At 42.7% G+C, this 16,752-nt stretch carries 14 protein-coding genes and 1 pseudogene; 14 read left to right on the plus strand and 1 reads right to left on the minus strand.

From position 1 onward, the window contains the following. Positions 1-128: 128 nt before the first annotated feature. The 7 genes from rpoB (at position 129) to tuf (ending at position 12,233) form a co-directional block, all read left to right on the plus strand. Positions 129-3,686 carry a DNA-directed RNA polymerase subunit beta gene (gene rpoB, locus KYJ26_RS05900; RefSeq protein ID WP_219166392.1) on the plus strand — a complete coding sequence of 1,186 codons (3,558 nt, stop codon included), beginning with the start codon at positions 129-131 and terminating at the stop codon, positions 3,684-3,686. A 51-nt stretch (positions 3,687-3,737) separates the two neighbouring features. Then, positions 3,738-7,337 (plus strand): DNA-directed RNA polymerase subunit beta', encoded by a 3,600-nt coding sequence (rpoC, locus tag KYJ26_RS05905; RefSeq protein ID WP_219166393.1) that lies wholly within the window; start codon positions 3,738-3,740, stop codon positions 7,335-7,337. A 160-nt stretch (positions 7,338-7,497) separates the two neighbouring features. Then, entirely contained in the window at positions 7,498-7,746 is a 249-nt protein-coding gene (locus KYJ26_RS05910) for a 50S ribosomal protein L7ae-like protein (RefSeq protein WP_219166394.1), read from the plus strand. 99 nt (positions 7,747-7,845) lie between these two features. Continuing rightward, complete coding sequence (gene rpsL, locus KYJ26_RS05915; RefSeq protein WP_034765995.1) at positions 7,846-8,268, plus strand: 30S ribosomal protein S12; 423 nt, start codon at positions 7,846-7,848, stop codon at positions 8,266-8,268. 44 nt (positions 8,269-8,312) lie between these two features. After that, positions 8,313-8,783: a 30S ribosomal protein S7 gene (gene rpsG, locus KYJ26_RS05920; RefSeq protein ID WP_034765993.1), complete on the plus strand. Its 471-nt coding sequence runs from the start codon at positions 8,313-8,315 to the stop codon at positions 8,781-8,783. A 51-nt stretch (positions 8,784-8,834) separates the two neighbouring features. Further along, positions 8,835-10,913, plus strand: a complete 2,079-nt coding sequence (gene fusA, locus KYJ26_RS05925) for an elongation factor G (RefSeq protein WP_219166395.1) — start codon at positions 8,835-8,837, stop codon at positions 10,911-10,913. A gap of 129 nt (positions 10,914-11,042) precedes the next feature. Continuing rightward, positions 11,043-12,233: an elongation factor Tu gene (gene tuf, locus KYJ26_RS05930; RefSeq protein ID WP_034765989.1), complete on the plus strand. Its 1,191-nt coding sequence runs from the start codon at positions 11,043-11,045 to the stop codon at positions 12,231-12,233. Positions 12,234-12,283: 50 nt separating this feature from the next. On the opposite strand, the pseudogene KYJ26_RS23905 reads toward tuf, so the two are convergent. After that, positions 12,284-12,495: pseudogene (locus KYJ26_RS23905) on the minus strand (hypothetical protein). A gap of 780 nt (positions 12,496-13,275) precedes the next feature. Here KYJ26_RS23905 and rpsJ point away from each other — a divergent pair. From rpsJ to rplV, 7 genes are read left to right on the plus strand one after another with little or no spacing between them, the layout of a single operon-like run. Further along, positions 13,276-13,584, plus strand: coding sequence for a 30S ribosomal protein S10 (gene rpsJ, locus KYJ26_RS05935; RefSeq protein WP_007085291.1), 309 nt, complete (start codon positions 13,276-13,278; stop codon positions 13,582-13,584). 35 nt (positions 13,585-13,619) lie between these two features. Beyond that, positions 13,620-14,249 (plus strand): 50S ribosomal protein L3, encoded by a 630-nt coding sequence (gene rplC, locus KYJ26_RS05940; RefSeq protein WP_044340523.1) that lies wholly within the window; start codon positions 13,620-13,622, stop codon positions 14,247-14,249. 30 nt (positions 14,250-14,279) lie between these two features. Then, positions 14,280-14,903, plus strand: coding sequence for a 50S ribosomal protein L4 (rplD, locus tag KYJ26_RS05945; protein ID WP_219166396.1), 624 nt, complete (start codon positions 14,280-14,282; stop codon positions 14,901-14,903). Then, entirely contained in the window at positions 14,903-15,187 is a 285-nt protein-coding gene (gene rplW / locus KYJ26_RS05950) for a 50S ribosomal protein L23 (protein ID WP_211201344.1), read from the plus strand. Before rplD ends, rplW begins: the two co-directional genes overlap by 1 nt. Before the next feature lie 31 nt (positions 15,188-15,218). Continuing rightward, positions 15,219-16,049 carry a 50S ribosomal protein L2 gene (gene rplB, locus KYJ26_RS05955; protein ID WP_044340525.1) on the plus strand — a complete coding sequence of 277 codons (831 nt, stop codon included), beginning with the start codon at positions 15,219-15,221 and terminating at the stop codon, positions 16,047-16,049. Positions 16,050-16,109: 60 nt separating this feature from the next. After that, positions 16,110-16,388, plus strand: coding sequence for a 30S ribosomal protein S19 (rpsS, locus tag KYJ26_RS05960; protein WP_034765978.1), 279 nt, complete (start codon positions 16,110-16,112; stop codon positions 16,386-16,388). A 19-nt stretch (positions 16,389-16,407) separates the two neighbouring features. Further along, complete coding sequence (gene rplV / locus KYJ26_RS05965) at positions 16,408-16,749, plus strand: 50S ribosomal protein L22 (RefSeq protein WP_034765976.1); 342 nt, start codon at positions 16,408-16,410, stop codon at positions 16,747-16,749. The last annotated feature ends 3 nt before the right edge of the window (positions 16,750-16,752 follow it).

The raw sequence follows: 16,752 nt of genomic DNA on the forward strand, positions 1-16,752 counted from the left end.
AATAGTTCGTCATATGAAAATGAGGTTTTATCATTAAAACCCTTTTTCTTTTTGTCTTGTGTAGAGTAGAAATCCTACTTTGAGGCATATAGACACAACCAAAACGCTTGATTTGAGGGGTGAATCAGTTGACAGGTCAACTAGTTCAGTATGGACGACACCGCCAACGCAGAAGTTTTGCGCGTATCAGTGAAGTTTTAGAATTACCGAATCTAATCGAAATTCAAACTTCCTCGTATCAATGGTTTCTTGATGAGGGGTTAAGAGAAATGTTCCGTGACATTTCTCCGATTGAGGACTTCACTGGTAATCTCTCTTTGGAATTTATTGATTATAGTCTGGGAGAGCCAAAGTACTCGGTGGAAGAATCAAAGGAAAGAGATGTTACTTACTCTGCACCGCTTAGAGTGAAAGTCCGTCTTGTGAACAAAGAAACAGGAGAAGTAAAGGATCAAGACGTATTTATGGGTGATTTCCCATTAATGACAGACACAGGAACCTTTGTCATTAATGGTGCTGAGCGCGTTATCGTTTCTCAGCTAGTACGTTCACCTAGTGTTTACTTTAGTGGAAAAGTAGATAAGAACGGAAAGAAAGGGTTTACTGCTACCGTTATACCAAACCGCGGAGCTTGGCTTGAGTATGAAACAGATGCAAAAGATGTTGTATATGTGCGAATTGATCGAACTCGCAAACTACCGGTAACGGTTCTTTTACGTGCCCTTGGGTTTGGCTCTGATCAAGAAATCATCGATCTGATCGGTGATAATGAGTACATTCGTAACACACTCGAGAAAGACAACACGGAAGGTATCGACAAGGCATTGCTCGAGATTTATGAGCGTCTGCGTCCAGGAGAGCCTCCTACTGTAGAAAATGCTAAAAGTTTACTCGTTTCTCGTTTCTTTGATCCTAAGCGTTATGACTTAGCAAACGTTGGACGTTACAAAATGAACAAAAAGCTACACATCAAAAACCGTTTATTCGGTCAGACTCTAGCAGAAACTCTAGCAGATCCGGAAACGGGAGAGATTCTGGCAGAGAAAGGCACGGCTCTTGACCGACGCGCCCTTGATAAGGTAATCCCTTATTTAGAAAACGGCATTGGTTTCAAAAACTACCAACAGTCCGGCGGCGTATTAGAAGAAGACGTCGTTCTTCAATCTATCAAGATTTATTCTCCTAACGAAGAAGGAGAATTCGAAATCAACGTAATCAGCAATGCGTATGTTGAAGAAGAGGTTAAGTACATTACACCTGCTGATATCATCTCTTCCATCTCTTACTTCTTTAACTTATTACATGGAGTAGGACTGACAGATGATATTGACCATTTAGGTAACCGTCGTTTACGTTCGGTTGGTGAATTGCTACAGAACCAATTCCGTATCGGTTTATCACGTATGGAGCGTGTCGTTCGTGAAAGAATGTCCATTCAGGACACGAACACGATCACACCTCAACAACTGATCAACATCCGTCCTGTTATTGCATCTATTAAAGAGTTCTTTGGAAGCTCTCAATTGTCTCAATTCATGGACCAAACAAATCCTCTTGCAGAATTAACGCACAAACGTCGTCTATCTGCATTAGGGCCTGGTGGATTAACACGTGAACGTGCCGGTTTCGAAGTGCGTGACGTACATTACTCCCACTATGGACGTATGTGCCCGATTGAAACACCTGAGGGTCCGAACATCGGACTGATCAACTCACTTTCCTCATTTGCGAAAGTGAATAAATTCGGCTTTATTGAAACACCGTATCGTCGTGTCGACCCTGATACAGGAAAGGTAACCGATCGCATCGATTACCTGACAGCTGACGAAGAAGATAACTATGTAGTGGCTCAAGCAAACGCACGCCTTGGAGAAGACGGCGCGTTCCTTGATGAAGAAGTCATCGCTCGTTTCCGTGGTGAGAACACGGTCATCAAGCGTGAACGTCTTGACTATATGGATGTATCCCCTAAACAAGTAGTATCAGCAGCGACTGCATGTATTCCATTCTTAGAGAATGATGACTCCAACCGTGCTCTAATGGGAGCGAACATGCAACGTCAAGCAGTACCTTTGATGAATCCGGAATCACCAATCGTCGGAACAGGTATGGAACACGTATCTGCGAAAGACTCCGGTGCAGCCGTGATTTGTAAATATGAGGGTATCGTAGAAAAAGTTGAAGCGAAACAAGTTTGGGTGCGTCGTGTGAAAGAAATCGATGGTCAGGAAGTAAAAGGTGACCTCGATAAGTATCGTATGCAGAAGTTCATCCGTTCTAACCAAGGTACATGTTACAACCAGCGTCCGATCGTAAGTGAAGGCGACCGTGTAGTTAAAGGAGAAATCCTTGCTGATGGTCCTTCCATGGAGAAAGGTGAACTCGCCTTAGGACGTAACGTAATGGTTGGATTCATGACTTGGGACGGTTACAACTATGAAGATGCGATCATCATGAGTGAACGTCTTGTAAAAGACGATGTATATACTTCTATTCATATTGAAGAATATGAGTCTGAATCTCGTGATACGAAATTGGGACCTGAAGAGATCACTCGTGATATTCCAAACGTTGGTGAAGATGCACTGCGCAATCTTGATGAGCGTGGAATCATCCGCATCGGGGCTGAAGTGAAAGATGGCGATTTACTTGTCGGTAAAGTAACGCCTAAAGGTGTGACTGAGCTGACGGCTGAAGAGCGCTTATTACATGCAATCTTCGGTGAGAAAGCTCGTGAAGTACGGGATACATCTCTTCGTGTACCACATGGTGGAGGAGGAATCATCCTCGATGTTAAAGTCTTCAACCGTGAAGACGGCGACGAATTACCACCAGGTGTGAATCAGCTTGTACGTGTATACATCGTTCAGAAGCGTAAGATTTCTGAAGGTGACAAAATGGCTGGTCGTCACGGTAACAAAGGTGTTATCTCAAGAATCCTTCCTGAAGAAGACATGCCGTTCTTACCGGACGGTACACCGATCGATATCATGCTTAACCCACTAGGGGTACCATCTCGTATGAATATCGGACAGGTGCTTGAGCTTCACTTGGGTATGGCAGCCAGATATCTTGGTATTCATGTTGCTTCACCAGTATTTGATGGAGCGCGTGAGGAAGACGTTTGGGCAACCATCGAAGAGGCGGGGATGGCACGTGATGCGAAAACCGTTCTTTACGATGGAAGAACAGGTGAACCATTTGACAACCGTGTATCAGTAGGAATCATGTATATGATCAAACTTGCTCACATGGTTGATGACAAACTTCACGCTCGTTCAACAGGTCCTTACTCGCTTGTTACGCAGCAGCCGTTGGGTGGTAAAGCTCAATTCGGTGGACAGCGTTTCGGTGAGATGGAGGTATGGGCACTAGAAGCATACGGTGCCGCTTACACTCTACAAGAGATTCTGACAGTCAAATCAGATGATGTTGTAGGTCGTGTGAAAACATATGAAGCCATTGTCAAAGGTGAAAACGTTCCTGAACCTGGTGTTCCGGAATCATTCAAAGTTCTGATCAAAGAGCTTCAAAGTTTAGGTATGGATGTTAAGATCCTCTCTAGTAACGAAGAAGAAATTGAAATGCGTGACTTAGAGGATGAAGAAGAAGTACAACAAGCAGACACGCTAAATATCTCTGAATCTAATGCACAAGAATCCGAGACAGTAGGGTCGAAAGAATAAATTTAGAGCAATTAGGGTTAGAGCCTGTAGATTAAAAGGGAGGTAGGCCCCTTGCTAGATGTAAATAATTTTGAGTATATGAAAATTGGTTTAGCTTCCCCCGATAAGATCCGTTCGTGGTCTTTCGGGGAGGTTAAAAAGCCTGAAACGATTAACTATCGTACGTTAAAACCAGAAAAAGATGGTTTGTTCTGTGAACGTATCTTTGGTCCTACAAAGGACTGGGAATGTCACTGTGGTAAATACAAACGTGTACGTTATAAAGGCGTTGTTTGTGACCGCTGTGGTGTTGAAGTAACAAAGGCTAAAGTCCGTCGTGAACGTATGGGTCACATCGAACTTGCTGCACCTGTATCTCATATCTGGTACTTCAAAGGAATCCCTAGCCGTATGGGTCTTGTGTTAGACATGTCCCCGCGTGCTCTGGAAGAAGTCATCTACTTCGCTTCTTATGTTGTAACAGAACCAGGCGACACGGCTCTTGAGAGAAAGCAACTTCTTTCTGAAAAAGAGTACCGTGCGTACCGTGAGAAATACGGAGTGAAATTCCAAGCTGCAATGGGAGCGGAAGCGATTAAAAAGCTTCTTCAAGACATTGACCTGGATAAAGAAGCTGATTTCTTGAAAGAAGAACTGAAAACAGCTCAAGGTCAACGCCGTACCCGTGCAATCAAACGTTTAGAAGTGGTGGAATCTTTCAGAAACTCAGGAAATGATCCGGATTGGATGATTCTTGATGTACTTCCTGTCATTCCTCCAGAGCTTCGCCCGATGGTTCAACTTGACGGTGGACGCTTTGCGACTTCTGACTTGAATGATTTATATCGTCGTGTTATTAACCGTAATAACCGACTTAAACGTTTATTGGACCTTGGTGCTCCAAGCATCATCGTTCAAAATGAGAAGCGTATGCTTCAAGAAGCGGTTGATGCTTTAATTGATAATGGTCGTCGTGGCCGTCCAGTTACTGGACCGGGTAACCGCCCATTAAAATCCCTTTCACATATGCTTAAAGGGAAGCAAGGTCGTTTCCGTCAGAACCTTCTTGGTAAGCGTGTCGATTATTCCGGTCGTTCTGTAATCGTTGTTGGTCCGAATCTTAAGATGTACCAATGTGGTCTTCCTAAAGAAATGGCTCTTGAGTTATTCAAACCATTCGTCATGAAAGAACTCGTTGAAAAAGGTCTGGCTCACAACATTAAGAGTGCGAAGCGCAAAATCGAACGTGTACAGCCGGAAGTATGGGATGTATTAGAAGGGGTTATCAAAGAACATCCAGTTCTTTTAAACCGTGCACCTACTCTTCACAGACTTGGTATTCAAGCATTTGAACCAACTCTTGTCGAAGGTAGAGCGATCCGTCTTCACCCACTTGTATGTACGGCATACAATGCGGATTTCGATGGTGACCAAATGGCGGTTCACGTACCACTATCTTCTGAAGCACAAGCTGAAGCACGCATGCTCATGCTTGCTGCCCAAAACATCCTTAATCCGAAAGACGGTAAACCGGTTGTTACTCCGTCCCAGGATATGGTACTAGGTAACTATTACCTGACACTTGAACGTGAAAATGCTGTTGGTGAAGGAATGATTTTCAACGATGCAAATGAGGTCATCCTTGCATATCAAAACGGTTATGTACACTTGCATACCCGAATTGCGATCCATGCAAGCACCATCAATAACAAAACGTTCACTGATAAGCAAAATAAACAATTACTATTAACTACGGTAGGTAAAGTGATCTTTAATGAAATCTTACCTGATACATTCCCGTTCATTAATGAGCCAACAAGAACGAACTTGGAAGTTGCAACTCCTGAGAACTACTTTGTTGATCCATCGACGGACGTTAAGGAAGTATTCCAAAATCGTGAGTTAATTAACCCATTCAAAAAAGGTTTCTTAGGGAATATCATTGCGGAAGTATTCAAGAAGTTTGCCATCACGGAAACATCTCGTATGCTTGATAAGATGAAGGACCTTGGATTTAAATATTCCACTAAAGCCGGTATTACTGTAGGTATCGCAGATATCGTAGTATTAGCGGAAAAAGAGGAAATCCTGATTGAAGCCCAAAGTAAGGTAGACAACGTATTGAAGCAATTCAAACGTGGTCTCATTACAGAAGATGAAAGATATGATCGTGTCATCTCCATCTGGAGTGCTGCGAAAGATACGATTCAAGGTAAGTTAATGGCTACATTGGATAAACGCAACCCGATCTTCATGATGAGTGACTCAGGTGCCCGTGGTAACGCATCTAACTTCACTCAGCTTGCCGGTATGCGTGGACTGATGGCCAACCCGGCTGGTCGTATCATCGAGTTACCGATCAAATCAAGTTTCCGTGAAGGTCTGACGGTTCTTGAATACTTCATCTCTACACACGGTGCCCGTAAAGGTCTTGCCGATACAGCACTGAAGACTGCTGACTCAGGTTACTTGACACGTCGACTTGTTGACGTTGCCCAGGACGTTATCGTTCGTGAAGAAGACTGTGGAACGGACAGAGGCCTACTTGTAGGCTCCATTAAAGAGGGTACCGAAATCATCGAACCCCTTGAAGAACGTTTACTCGGTCGTTACTCACGCAAAACATTGCGTCATCCTGAGACAGATGAAATCATCATCACAGAAAATCAGTTGATCACAGAAGATCTGGCTAAGACGATCATTGATGCTGGTGTCGAACATGTTTCGATCCGTTCTGCCTTCACATGTAACACAAGACACGGAGTATGTGAAAAATGTTACGGAACAAACCTAGCAACAGGTCAAAAAGTCGAAGTCGGGGAAGCTGTCGGTATCATCGCTGCTCAATCCATCGGGGAACCGGGTACTCAGTTAACGATGCGTACGTTCCATACAGGTGGGGTTGCAGGAGACGATATCACTCAAGGTTTACCGCGTATCCAAGAGATCTTCGAAGCGCGTAATCCGAAAGGTCAAGCTGTCATTTCTGAAATTGATGGTGTGATCACTTCCATCAGTGAAGGTAAAGATCGTCAGTACGAAATTACCGTGCAAGGTGATGTGGAAACAAGAAGTTACACAGCTCCTTACACAGCGCGCCTGAAGTTCGCTGTGAACGATAAAGTCGCACGCGGTCAGGAAATCACTGAAGGTTCGATCGATCCTAAAGAACTTCTTAAAGTCCGTGATGTGTCCGCTGTTCAAGAATACTTGCTGCGCGAAGTACAAAAGGTATACCGTATGCAAGGGGTTGAAATCGGCGACAAGCACGTTGAGGTTATGGTCCGTCAAATGCTTCGTAAAGTTCGTGTCATCGATGCTGGTGAATCTGAGGTGCTTCCGGGTACTCTTATGGATATCCATCAATTCAGAGATGCGAATGAAAAAGCATTATTCGGCGGTAAGCTTCCGGCGACAGGACGCCCTGTACTGCTCGGAATCACCAAAGCTTCGCTTGAAACGGATTCCTTCTTATCTGCGGCTTCGTTCCAGGAAACAACTCGTGTGTTGACGGACGCTGCCATTAAAGGAAAACGTGATGAGTTACTAGGATTGAAAGAAAATGTTATCATTGGTAAACTGGTCCCTGCAGGTACGGGTATGCAACGTTACCGCAAGGCAGAACCGGTGCTAGCTGAAGATACTAGTGAAGAAACAGTAACAGTAGAGTAATCTATTTAGGCTAACTCTTAGGCGGGTTTGATTGCTCAAACAACAGTCTTAAGAGTTAGCTTTTATAAATCTTTTAAATCTATGTTGACATAGAGATTTTAAGATGATAATATATTCAAGGTTGCTCCTATTAATAACCTGTTACTTTGGAGGATATGAAATGTCTTATGAAAAAGTAGCGCAGGCTAAAGAAATTATTGTAGGAACAAAGCAAGCAGTGAAAGCTCTAAAAACAGGTCATGTAACGGAAGTTGTAATTGCGGAGGATGCTGATCCCAAGGTTACAGCCAAAGTCGTTCAGGCCGCGATTGATCTTAATGTACAGGTTAACAAAGTGGATTCGATGAAGAAACTTGGTAAATCGTGCGGAATAGATGTTGGAGCAGCAGCTGTTGCGATTATACAGTAAAATAGTTTTTGTAGAAAGAATCTACAAAAACTTTACTTTTACCCAAAAAAGAACCACCTGGATGTGTGGGCTTACCAAATAAGAAGGGAGGAAAACAAAATGCCAACTATTAACCAATTAGTTCGCAAGCCTCGTCAGTCAAAATCAACAAAATCAAAGTCACCAGCTCTTAACAAAGGTTATAACAGCTTTAAGAAGGTGCACACGAACTTGTCTTCTCCACAAAAACGTGGTGTATGTACTCGTGTTGGTACAATGACTCCAAAGAAACCGAACTCGGCTTTACGTAAATATGCTCGTGTTCGTTTGACTAATGGAATCGAGGTTACTGCTTACATTCCTGGTATCGGACATAACCTTCAAGAGCACAGTGTTGTTCTTATTCGCGGAGGACGTGTAAAGGATTTACCAGGGGTACGTTATCACATCGTACGTGGTGCGCTTGATACAGCTGGAGTTGACGGCCGTATGCAAGGACGTTCTAAATACGGAACTAAGCGCCCTAAAGCAGCTAAAAAATAATAAAACAACAATAAATTCATTTCTCGTTGAAAGGAGGAAATCACATGCCACGTAAAGGTCCTGTAGCAAAAAGAGACGTTTTACCTGATCCAATGTACAATTCTAAATTAGTTACTCGTTTAATCAACAAAATCATGATTGACGGTAAAAGAGGTAAAGCTCAAAAGAAATTATACGCAGCGTTTGATATCATTAGCGAGCGTTCAGGTAAAGATGCAATGGAAGTATTCGATGCAGCTTTAAAAAATATCATGCCGGTATTAGAAGTAAAAGCTCGTCGTGTAGGTGGTTCAAACTATCAAGTACCTGTAGAGGTGCGTCCAGAGCGTCGTACTACATTAGGTCTTCGTTGGTTAGTAAACTACTCTCGTCTTCGCGGTGAGAAGACAATGGAAGAGCGTTTAGCTAACGAAATCCTTGATGCAGCTAACAACACTGGTGCTTCTGTCAAGAAGCGTGAAGATACACACAAGATGGCTGAAGCGAACAAAGCGTTTGCTCACTATCGTTGGTAATCTGATCAAAAACAATCAAATTATTCTCATATAAGGAAGGAGAAAGACCGCATGCCTAGAGAGTTCTCCTTAGAAAACACTCGTAATATCGGTATCATGGCTCACATCGATGCTGGTAAAACAACTGCAACTGAGCGTATCCTATTTTATACAGGTCGTATCCATAAAATTGGAGAAACTCACGAAGGTGCTTCTCAAATGGACTGGATGGAGCAAGAGCAAGAACGTGGTATCACAATCACTTCTGCTGCGACAACAGCCCAATGGAAAGGCCATCGTATTAACATCATCGATACTCCGGGACACGTAGACTTCACTGTTGAAGTTGAGCGTTCCCTGCGTGTACTTGATGGTGCAGTAGCAGTACTTGATGCTCAATCTGGTGTTGAGCCACAAACTGAAACTGTATGGCGCCAAGCAACAACTTACGGGGTTCCCCGTGTTGTGTTCGTTAACAAAATGGACAAAATCGGTGCTGACTTCCTTTACTCTGTAGGTACACTACATGAGCGTCTACAAGCTAATGCACATCCAATTCAGCTTCCAATCGGTGCTGAGGATGACTTCGAAGGTATCATCGACTTAGTAGAAATGAAAGCTTATTTCTATGAAGATGATCTTGGAACACGTGCAGAAGCTCGTGACATTCCTGAAGAGTACAAAGATCAAGCTGAAGAATACCGCGGAAAGCTAATTGAAGCTGTATCTGAACTTGATGAAGAGCTTATGATGAAGTACTTAGAAGGTGAAGAACTTTCTAACGAAGAAATCAAAGCTGCTATCCGTGCGGCTACACTAACTGTCGAGTTCTACCCGGTAGTATGTGGATCTGCATTCAAGAACAAAGGGGTTCAATTACTAATTGACTCAGTTATCGATTATCTTCCAGCACCAACAGATGTTGAAGATATCAAAGGTTTTGTACCTGAAACAGAAGAAGAAGTGACTCGTCCATCTTCAGACGAAGCTCCATTCTCTGCTTTAGCGTTCAAAGTTGCAACTGACCCTTATGTTGGTAAATTAACATTCTTCCGTGTTTACTCTGGTGTACTTGAATCAGGTTCCTACGTAAGAAACTCTTCTAAAGGAAAACGTGAACGTGTAGGTCGTATCCTGCAAATGCACGCTAACTCCCGTGAAGAAATCTCCCAAGTGTATGCTGGGGATATCGCAGCAGCGGTTGGTCTGAAAGATACTAGTACTGGAGATACACTATGTGATGAAAAGAACCTTGTTATCTTAGAATCAATGGTATTCCCAGAGCCGGTTATCTCTCTATCTGTTGAGCCTAAATCTAAGGCTGACCAAGATAAAATGACAACTGCTCTACAAAAACTACAAGAGGAAGATCCAACATTCCGTGCGCATACTGACCAGGAAACTGGACAGGTTATCATTGCCGGTATGGGTGAGCTTCACTTAGATATCATCGTTGACCGTATGAAACGTGAATTCAAAGTAGAAGCAAACGTAGGTGCTCCTCAAGTATCTTACCGCGAAACTTTCCGTGATACGGCTAAAGTTGAAGGTAAGTTCGCTCGTCAATCAGGTGGACGTGGACAATTCGGACACGTTTGGATTGAATTCGCGCCTAACGAAGAAGGTAAAGGATTCGAATTCGAAAACGGTATCGTCGGTGGGGTTGTTCCTCGTGAATACATCCCTGCAGTACAAGCCGGTCTACAAGATGCTCTGGAAAACGGAGTATTAGCTGGATTCCCACTTGTTGATGTTAAAGCAAGATTATTCGATGGTTCATACCATGACGTCGACTCATCTGAGATGGCGTTCAAAATCGCTGCATCAATGGCCCTTAAGAATGCTGCTTCTAAATGTAAGCCAGTTATCCTTGAGCCAATGATGAAGGTTGAGGTTGTTATCCCTGAGGAATACCTTGGAGATATCATGGGTGACGTTACTTCCCGTCGTGGACGCGTAGAAGGTATGGAAGCACGCGGTAACGCTCAAGTCGTTAAAGCGTTCGTACCTCTATCAGAAATGTTTGGATATGCAACTTCCCTTCGTTCTAACACACAAGGACGTGGAACATACTCTATGCACTTCGATCACTACGAAGAAGTACCTAAGTCGATTTCTGAAGAAATCATCAAAAAAAATAAAGGTGAATAATTGATTTATTCGCTTTTATAAAGTATAAATACTAATGTAAGCAATTGTTGTGTCAGAGATGGTGATATAACCGTCTCTGAGGCACCCAAAATATACTTATTTTCTTTAAAATCAAAGGAGGATTTTCAAATGGGTAAGGAAAAATTTGATCGTTCCAAGCAACATGCGAATATCGGTACAATCGGTCACGTTGACCACGGTAAAACAACTCTAACAGCTGCAATCACAACTACACTTCACAAGAAGTATGGTCGTGGAACTGCAATGGCATATGACCAAATCGACGGTGCTCCAGAAGAAAGAGAACGTGGAATCACAATCTCTACTGCACACGTTGAGTATGAAACTGATACTCGTCACTATGCACACGTTGACTGCCCAGGACATGCTGACTATGTTAAAAACATGATCACTGGTGCTGCACAAATGGATGGTGGGATCCTAGTAGTATCTGCTGCTGATGGCCCAATGCCACAAACTCGTGAGCACATCCTTCTTTCTCGTCAAGTAGGTGTTCCATACCTAGTTGTATTCATGAACAAATGTGACATGGTAGACGACGAAGAACTACTTGAATTAGTAGAAATGGAAGTACGTGACCTTCTTTCTGAGTACGATTTCCCTGGCGATGACGTACCAGTAATCAAAGGTTCTGCTCTTAAAGCTCTTGAAGGAGATGCTGAGTGGGAAGCGAAAATCTTCGAACTTATGGAAGCTGTAGATAGCTACATCCCAACTCCAGAGCGTGACACTGACAAGCCATTCATGATGCCTGTTGAGGACGTATTCTCAATCACAGGTCGTGGAACAGTTGCTACAGGTCGTGTTGAGCGTGGACAAGTTAAAGTTGGAGACACTATCGACATCATCGGTCTTTCTGAAGAGCCAAAATCTACTACTGTAACAGGTGTAGAAATGTTCCGTAAGCTTCTTGACTATGCTGAAGCTGGAGACAACATCGGTGCACTACTTCGTGGTGTAGCTCGTGAAGATATCCAACGTGGACAAGTACTTGCTAAGCCAGGTACAATCACTCCACACACTAAGTTCAAAGCAGAAGTTTATGTTCTTTCTAAAGAAGAAGGTGGACGTCACACTCCATTCTTCACTAACTACCGCCCTCAGTTCTACTTCCGTACAACTGACGTAACTGGTATCTGTAACCTTCCTGAAGGTGTAGAAATGGTTATGCCTGGCGATAACATCGAAATGACTGTTGAGCTTATCGCTCCAATCGCTATCGAAGAAGGTACTAAGTTCTCTATCCGTGAGGGTGGACGTACTGTAGGTGCTGGAGTAGTAGCTACAATCACTGAGTAATCAATGATATTAAAAACAGATGGACTTTTTGTCCATCTGTTTTTTTGTGTTCAATTTTTGGATTGGGAAGATAAGTAGTTGTTGCAAAACGGTAAATGTATATATAGGAAAAATTGGTGAATCGTTTGTTGCACCGCTGTTGATTTCCGTGCAAGACTCCGCTTTCCTCGGGCGAAAGGCGAGCCTCCTCGTCGCTATCGCTCCTGCGGGGTCTCACCAATTTCGCTTTCCCGAAGGAGTCTCCGTCTTGCACTCCAATCAACAGCTGGCGACTGCCAAGTTCACATAATCTGCTTTTGAATAAACAACAAAATGGTTAACATATTCGGTATTGATCAAAGAACCTGGAATGAATTTTCGTACTTTTCTCCGCTGAAACTCTCTTACCTCACCCTCATTTTGACTTATGAGGTAGAAAGATACTTACATCTAACACGAATGTATATATTTGCGACTTTCTTCTATATATAGTGGTCCTTGAAATTTTAATGAAATTTCATTAGAGCTAATGACCGCATTCGTACTTTCGAGATCATATAAAATCCTATAGCTATTATCTTTATGCCAGTGTATTAAGTAACCCATTGTTGATTGGAACGGAAGGCAGCTCGACTCCTGCGGGAAAAGTGGGACAGGTGAGACCCCGCAGGCGTAGCCGAGGAGGCTCACCGCCCACCCCGCGGAAAGCGAGCTGCCTGCAGAGGAAATCAACATGCAGTCGCTCATCAACAAGAGAGAATTCACTTTCACGCAACAGTTAGTGCATCTAATAGAAATTGTTATATTAAATATTGTGAAAATACCACATAACCTTGAAAATGTAACGGTTCGTTTGTATAATAGAGAAAGTGTGCAAAACATAAAGAAATTGCAAGAAACTCTTGCTTCTTCTGGGTGTTTTAGTTATAATAGACAATGTTGGTCTTTGACTGCGATGAAACAGAAGGTTGCTGACACACACGGCCGCTTTGCCATGGCGAGTGTGTGGGAAATTTCTGTGGAGAATGTCTATTCAAAAATAGGCGATAAAGGAGGGAAAATAATGGCAAAACAAAAGATTCGTATCCGTTTAAAGGCTTATGATCACAGAATTCTTGATCAATCAGCTGAGAAAATTGTTGAAACAGCAAAACGTTCTGGTGCGGCGGTTTCTGGACCGATCCCACTACCAACAGAAAAGTCTGTTTACACAATCTTACGTGCTGTGCACAAATACAAAGATTCTCGTGAGCAATTCGAAATGCGTACTCACAAACGCTTAATCGACATTGTAAACCCAACACCTCAAACAGTTGATGCGCTTATGCGTTTAGACTTACCATCAGGTGTAGATATCGAAATCAAACTTTAATTCATAAAAACCATAATAATTAGGAGGTGTGACTTATGACCAAAGGAATCTTAGGAAGAAAGATTGGTATGACTCAAGTTTTCGCTGAAAACGGTGATCTTATCCCTGTAACTGTTATCGAAGCTGCTCAAAACGTGGTACTTCAAAAGAAATCTATCGATGTTGATGGCTACGAAGCTATCCAAGTAGGTTTTGAAGACAAACGTGAAAAGCTTTCTAACAAACCAGAGAGAGGCCACGTTGCTAAAGCTGAAACTGCTCCTAAGCGCTTCATCCGTGAAATCCGCGGTGTAAACGTAGAAGAGTACGAAGTTGGTCAAGAAGTCAAAGTTGATATTTTCGCAGCAGGCGAAATCGTAGATGTAACAGGAGTTTCAAAAGGTAAAGGTTTCCAAGGTGCTATCAAGCGTCACAACCAATCTCGCGGACCAATGTCTCACGGTTCTCGTTACCACCGTCGTCCTGGTTCAATGGGTCCTGTTGATCCAAACCGTGTATTCAAAGGTAAATTACTACCTGGACGTATGGGCGGAGAGCAAATTACAATTCAAAACCTTGAAATTGTAAAAGTTGATGCTGAGCGTAACCTTATCTTAGTAAAAGGTAATGTACCTGGCCCTAAGAAACAACTGATCAAAGTAAAGTCAGCTATTAAAGCAAACTAATAGAACTTTTCAAGAAAGGAGGAAACAAGAATGCCGAAAGTAGCATTATTTAACCAAAGCGGTTCTAAAGTTGGTGATATCGAACTTAATGACACTGTTTTTGGTATTGAACCAAACACACACGTGATGACTGAAGCAGTATTGATGCAAAGAGCTTCTTTACGCCAGGGTAATCACAAAGTAAAAAATCGTTCTGAAGTACGTGGCGGTGGGCGTAAGCCTTGGCGTCAAAAAGGAACAGGTCGTGCTCGTCAAGGGTCAATCCGTTCTCCACAATGGCGCGGTGGTGGTACTGTATTTGGACCAGTTCCACGCAGCTACAGCTACAAACTTCCTAAGAAAGTTCGTCGCTTAGCGATTAAATCTGCACTTTCTTCTAAAGTAGTAGAAGAAAACATCTTAGTATTAGAAGCATTATCATTCGATGCTCCTAAAACAAAAGAATTTGCTAACGTTCTTAAAGGTCTTTCTGTTGATTCTAAAACATTAGTAATCACTGACGGTCTTGACGAAAACGTAGCACTTTCAGCTCGTAACATCCCTGGTGTAACTGTTGTTGCTGCAGAAGGAATTAGCGTTCTGGACGTACTAGGACATGACAAACTAGTGATGACTAAATCAGCTGTTGAAAAAGTAGAGGAGGTGCTCGCATAATGGATGTACGTGAAATCATTAAGCGCCCCGTAATTACAGAGGCTTCAACTGATCTTATGTCTGAGAAAAAATATACTTTCGAAGTTGATACTAGAGCCAATAAAACTCAAGTAAAAGACGCCGTTCAAGAAATCTTTGACGTGAAAGTAGATAAAGTAAACATCATGAACTACAAAGGTAAGTTCAAGCGTATGGGTAAACACGCTGGTTACACTAACAAGCGTCGTAAAGCTATCGTTAAACTTACTGCTGACAGTAAAGAAATCGAATTCTTTGAAGTATAAAATTCTTTAATTAAGAAGAGGAGGGAAAAACATGGCGATTAAAAAGTATAAACCTACCTCTAATGGTCGTCGCGGAATGACTAGTTCTGATTTCGCTGAAATCACAACAGATTCTCCGGAAAAGTCACTTTTAGCACCCCTACACAAAAAGGGTGGCCGTAACAACCAAGGTAAGTTAACAGTTCGTCATCAAGGTGGCGGTCATAAGCGTCAATACCGTATCATCGATTTCAAACGTGAAAAAGATGGTATACCTGGACGCGTTGCTACGATCGAATACGATCCAAACCGCTCTGCAAACATTGCACTAATCAATTACGCTGATGGAGAAAAACGTTACATCCTGGCTCCGAAAACAATCGAAGTAGGTATGGAAGTAATGTCTGGACCTGAAGCTGATATCAAAGTAGGTAATGCATTACCACTTATCAACATCCCAGTTGGTACAATCGTACACAATATTGAACTTAAACCAGGTAAAGGTGGCCAGTTGGTTCGTTCTGCTGGAACATCTGCTCAAGTACTTGGTAAAGAAGGTAAATATGTTCTTGTACGTTTGAACTCTGGTGAAACTCGTATGATCCTTTCTGCTTGTCGTGCTACTGTAGGTCAAGTTGGAAATGAGCAACACGAACTTATCAACATTGGTAAAGCAGGACGTTCTCGTTGGTTAGGTAAACGCCCAACAGTTCGTGGTTCTGTAATGAACCCTAACGATCACCCACACGGTGGTGGTGAAGGACGCGCTCCAATCGGACGTAAATCACCAATGTCTCCATGGGGTAAACCTACTCTTGGATACAAGACACGTAAGAAAAACAACAAATCTGATAAATTTATTGTGCGTCGTCGCAAAAAATAACGGGATTGTGCTACGGTTCCTGAAAAGAGCCGTAGGTCAATCACGAAGGGAGGTTCAAACATGGGTCGTAGCTTAAAAAAAGGACCTTTTGTTGATGATCATTTAATGACTAAGATCGAAAAATTGAACGAAACTGAAGGCAAACAAGTTGTGAAAACTTGGTCTCGTCGCTCAACGATCTTCCCAGCATTCATCGGTCACACTATCGCAGTTTACGATGGTCGTAAACATGTACCTGTATACGTCACTGAAGACATGGTAGGACACAAGCTTGGTGAATTCGCACCATCTCGTACTTACAAAGGTCATGCAAGTGATGATAAGAAAACAAGACGCTAATTGAGAGGAGGGTATCCTAATGCAAGCAAAAGCTGTTGCAAGAACAGTACGTATTGCTCCTCGTAAAGTACGTTTAGTCGTTGATCTAATCCGAGGTAAGCAAGTTGGAGAAGCGGTTGCTATCTTAAAGCATACACCTAAAGCTGCTTCACCAGTAATCGAAAAAGTACTTAAGTCTGCTATTGCGAACGCAGAGCACAACTTTGACATGGATATTAATAGCCTAGTGGTAACTGAGGCTTATGTAAATGAAGGACCAACACTTAAACGTTTCCGTCCTCGTGCGATGGGACGTGCAAGTCAAATCAACAAACGTACAAGTCACATTACACTTGTCGTATCAGAAAAGAAGGAGGGATAAGCT

It is taken from the genome of Rossellomorea orangium, assembly GCF_019334305.1.
In the GTDB taxonomy this organism is placed as follows: domain Bacteria; phylum Bacillota; class Bacilli; order Bacillales; family Bacillaceae_B; genus Rossellomorea.

Bases quoted from the DNA above. Each gene is read 5' to 3' on its own strand.
- KYJ26_RS05910 (WP_219166394.1), top strand. From the start codon at position 7,498: ATGTCTTATGAAAAAGTAGCGCAGGCTAAAGAAATTATTGTAGGAACA.
- rpsL (WP_034765995.1), top strand. From the start codon at position 7,846: ATGCCAACTATTAACCAATTAGTTCGCAAGCCTCGTCAGTCAAAATCA.
- rpsG (WP_034765993.1), top strand. From the start codon at position 8,313: ATGCCACGTAAAGGTCCTGTAGCAAAAAGAGACGTTTTACCTGATCCA.
- fusA (WP_219166395.1), top strand. From the start codon at position 8,835: ATGCCTAGAGAGTTCTCCTTAGAAAACACTCGTAATATCGGTATCATG.
- tuf (WP_034765989.1), top strand. From the start codon at position 11,043: ATGGGTAAGGAAAAATTTGATCGTTCCAAGCAACATGCGAATATCGGT.
- rpsJ (WP_007085291.1), top strand. From the start codon at position 13,276: ATGGCAAAACAAAAGATTCGTATCCGTTTAAAGGCTTATGATCACAGA.
- rplC (WP_044340523.1), top strand. From the start codon at position 13,620: ATGACCAAAGGAATCTTAGGAAGAAAGATTGGTATGACTCAAGTTTTC.
- rplD (WP_219166396.1), top strand. From the start codon at position 14,280: ATGCCGAAAGTAGCATTATTTAACCAAAGCGGTTCTAAAGTTGGTGAT.
- rplW (WP_211201344.1), top strand. From the start codon at position 14,903: ATGGATGTACGTGAAATCATTAAGCGCCCCGTAATTACAGAGGCTTCA.
- rplB (WP_044340525.1), top strand. From the start codon at position 15,219: ATGGCGATTAAAAAGTATAAACCTACCTCTAATGGTCGTCGCGGAATG.
- rpsS (WP_034765978.1), top strand. From the start codon at position 16,110: ATGGGTCGTAGCTTAAAAAAAGGACCTTTTGTTGATGATCATTTAATG.
- rplV (WP_034765976.1), top strand. From the start codon at position 16,408: ATGCAAGCAAAAGCTGTTGCAAGAACAGTACGTATTGCTCCTCGTAAA.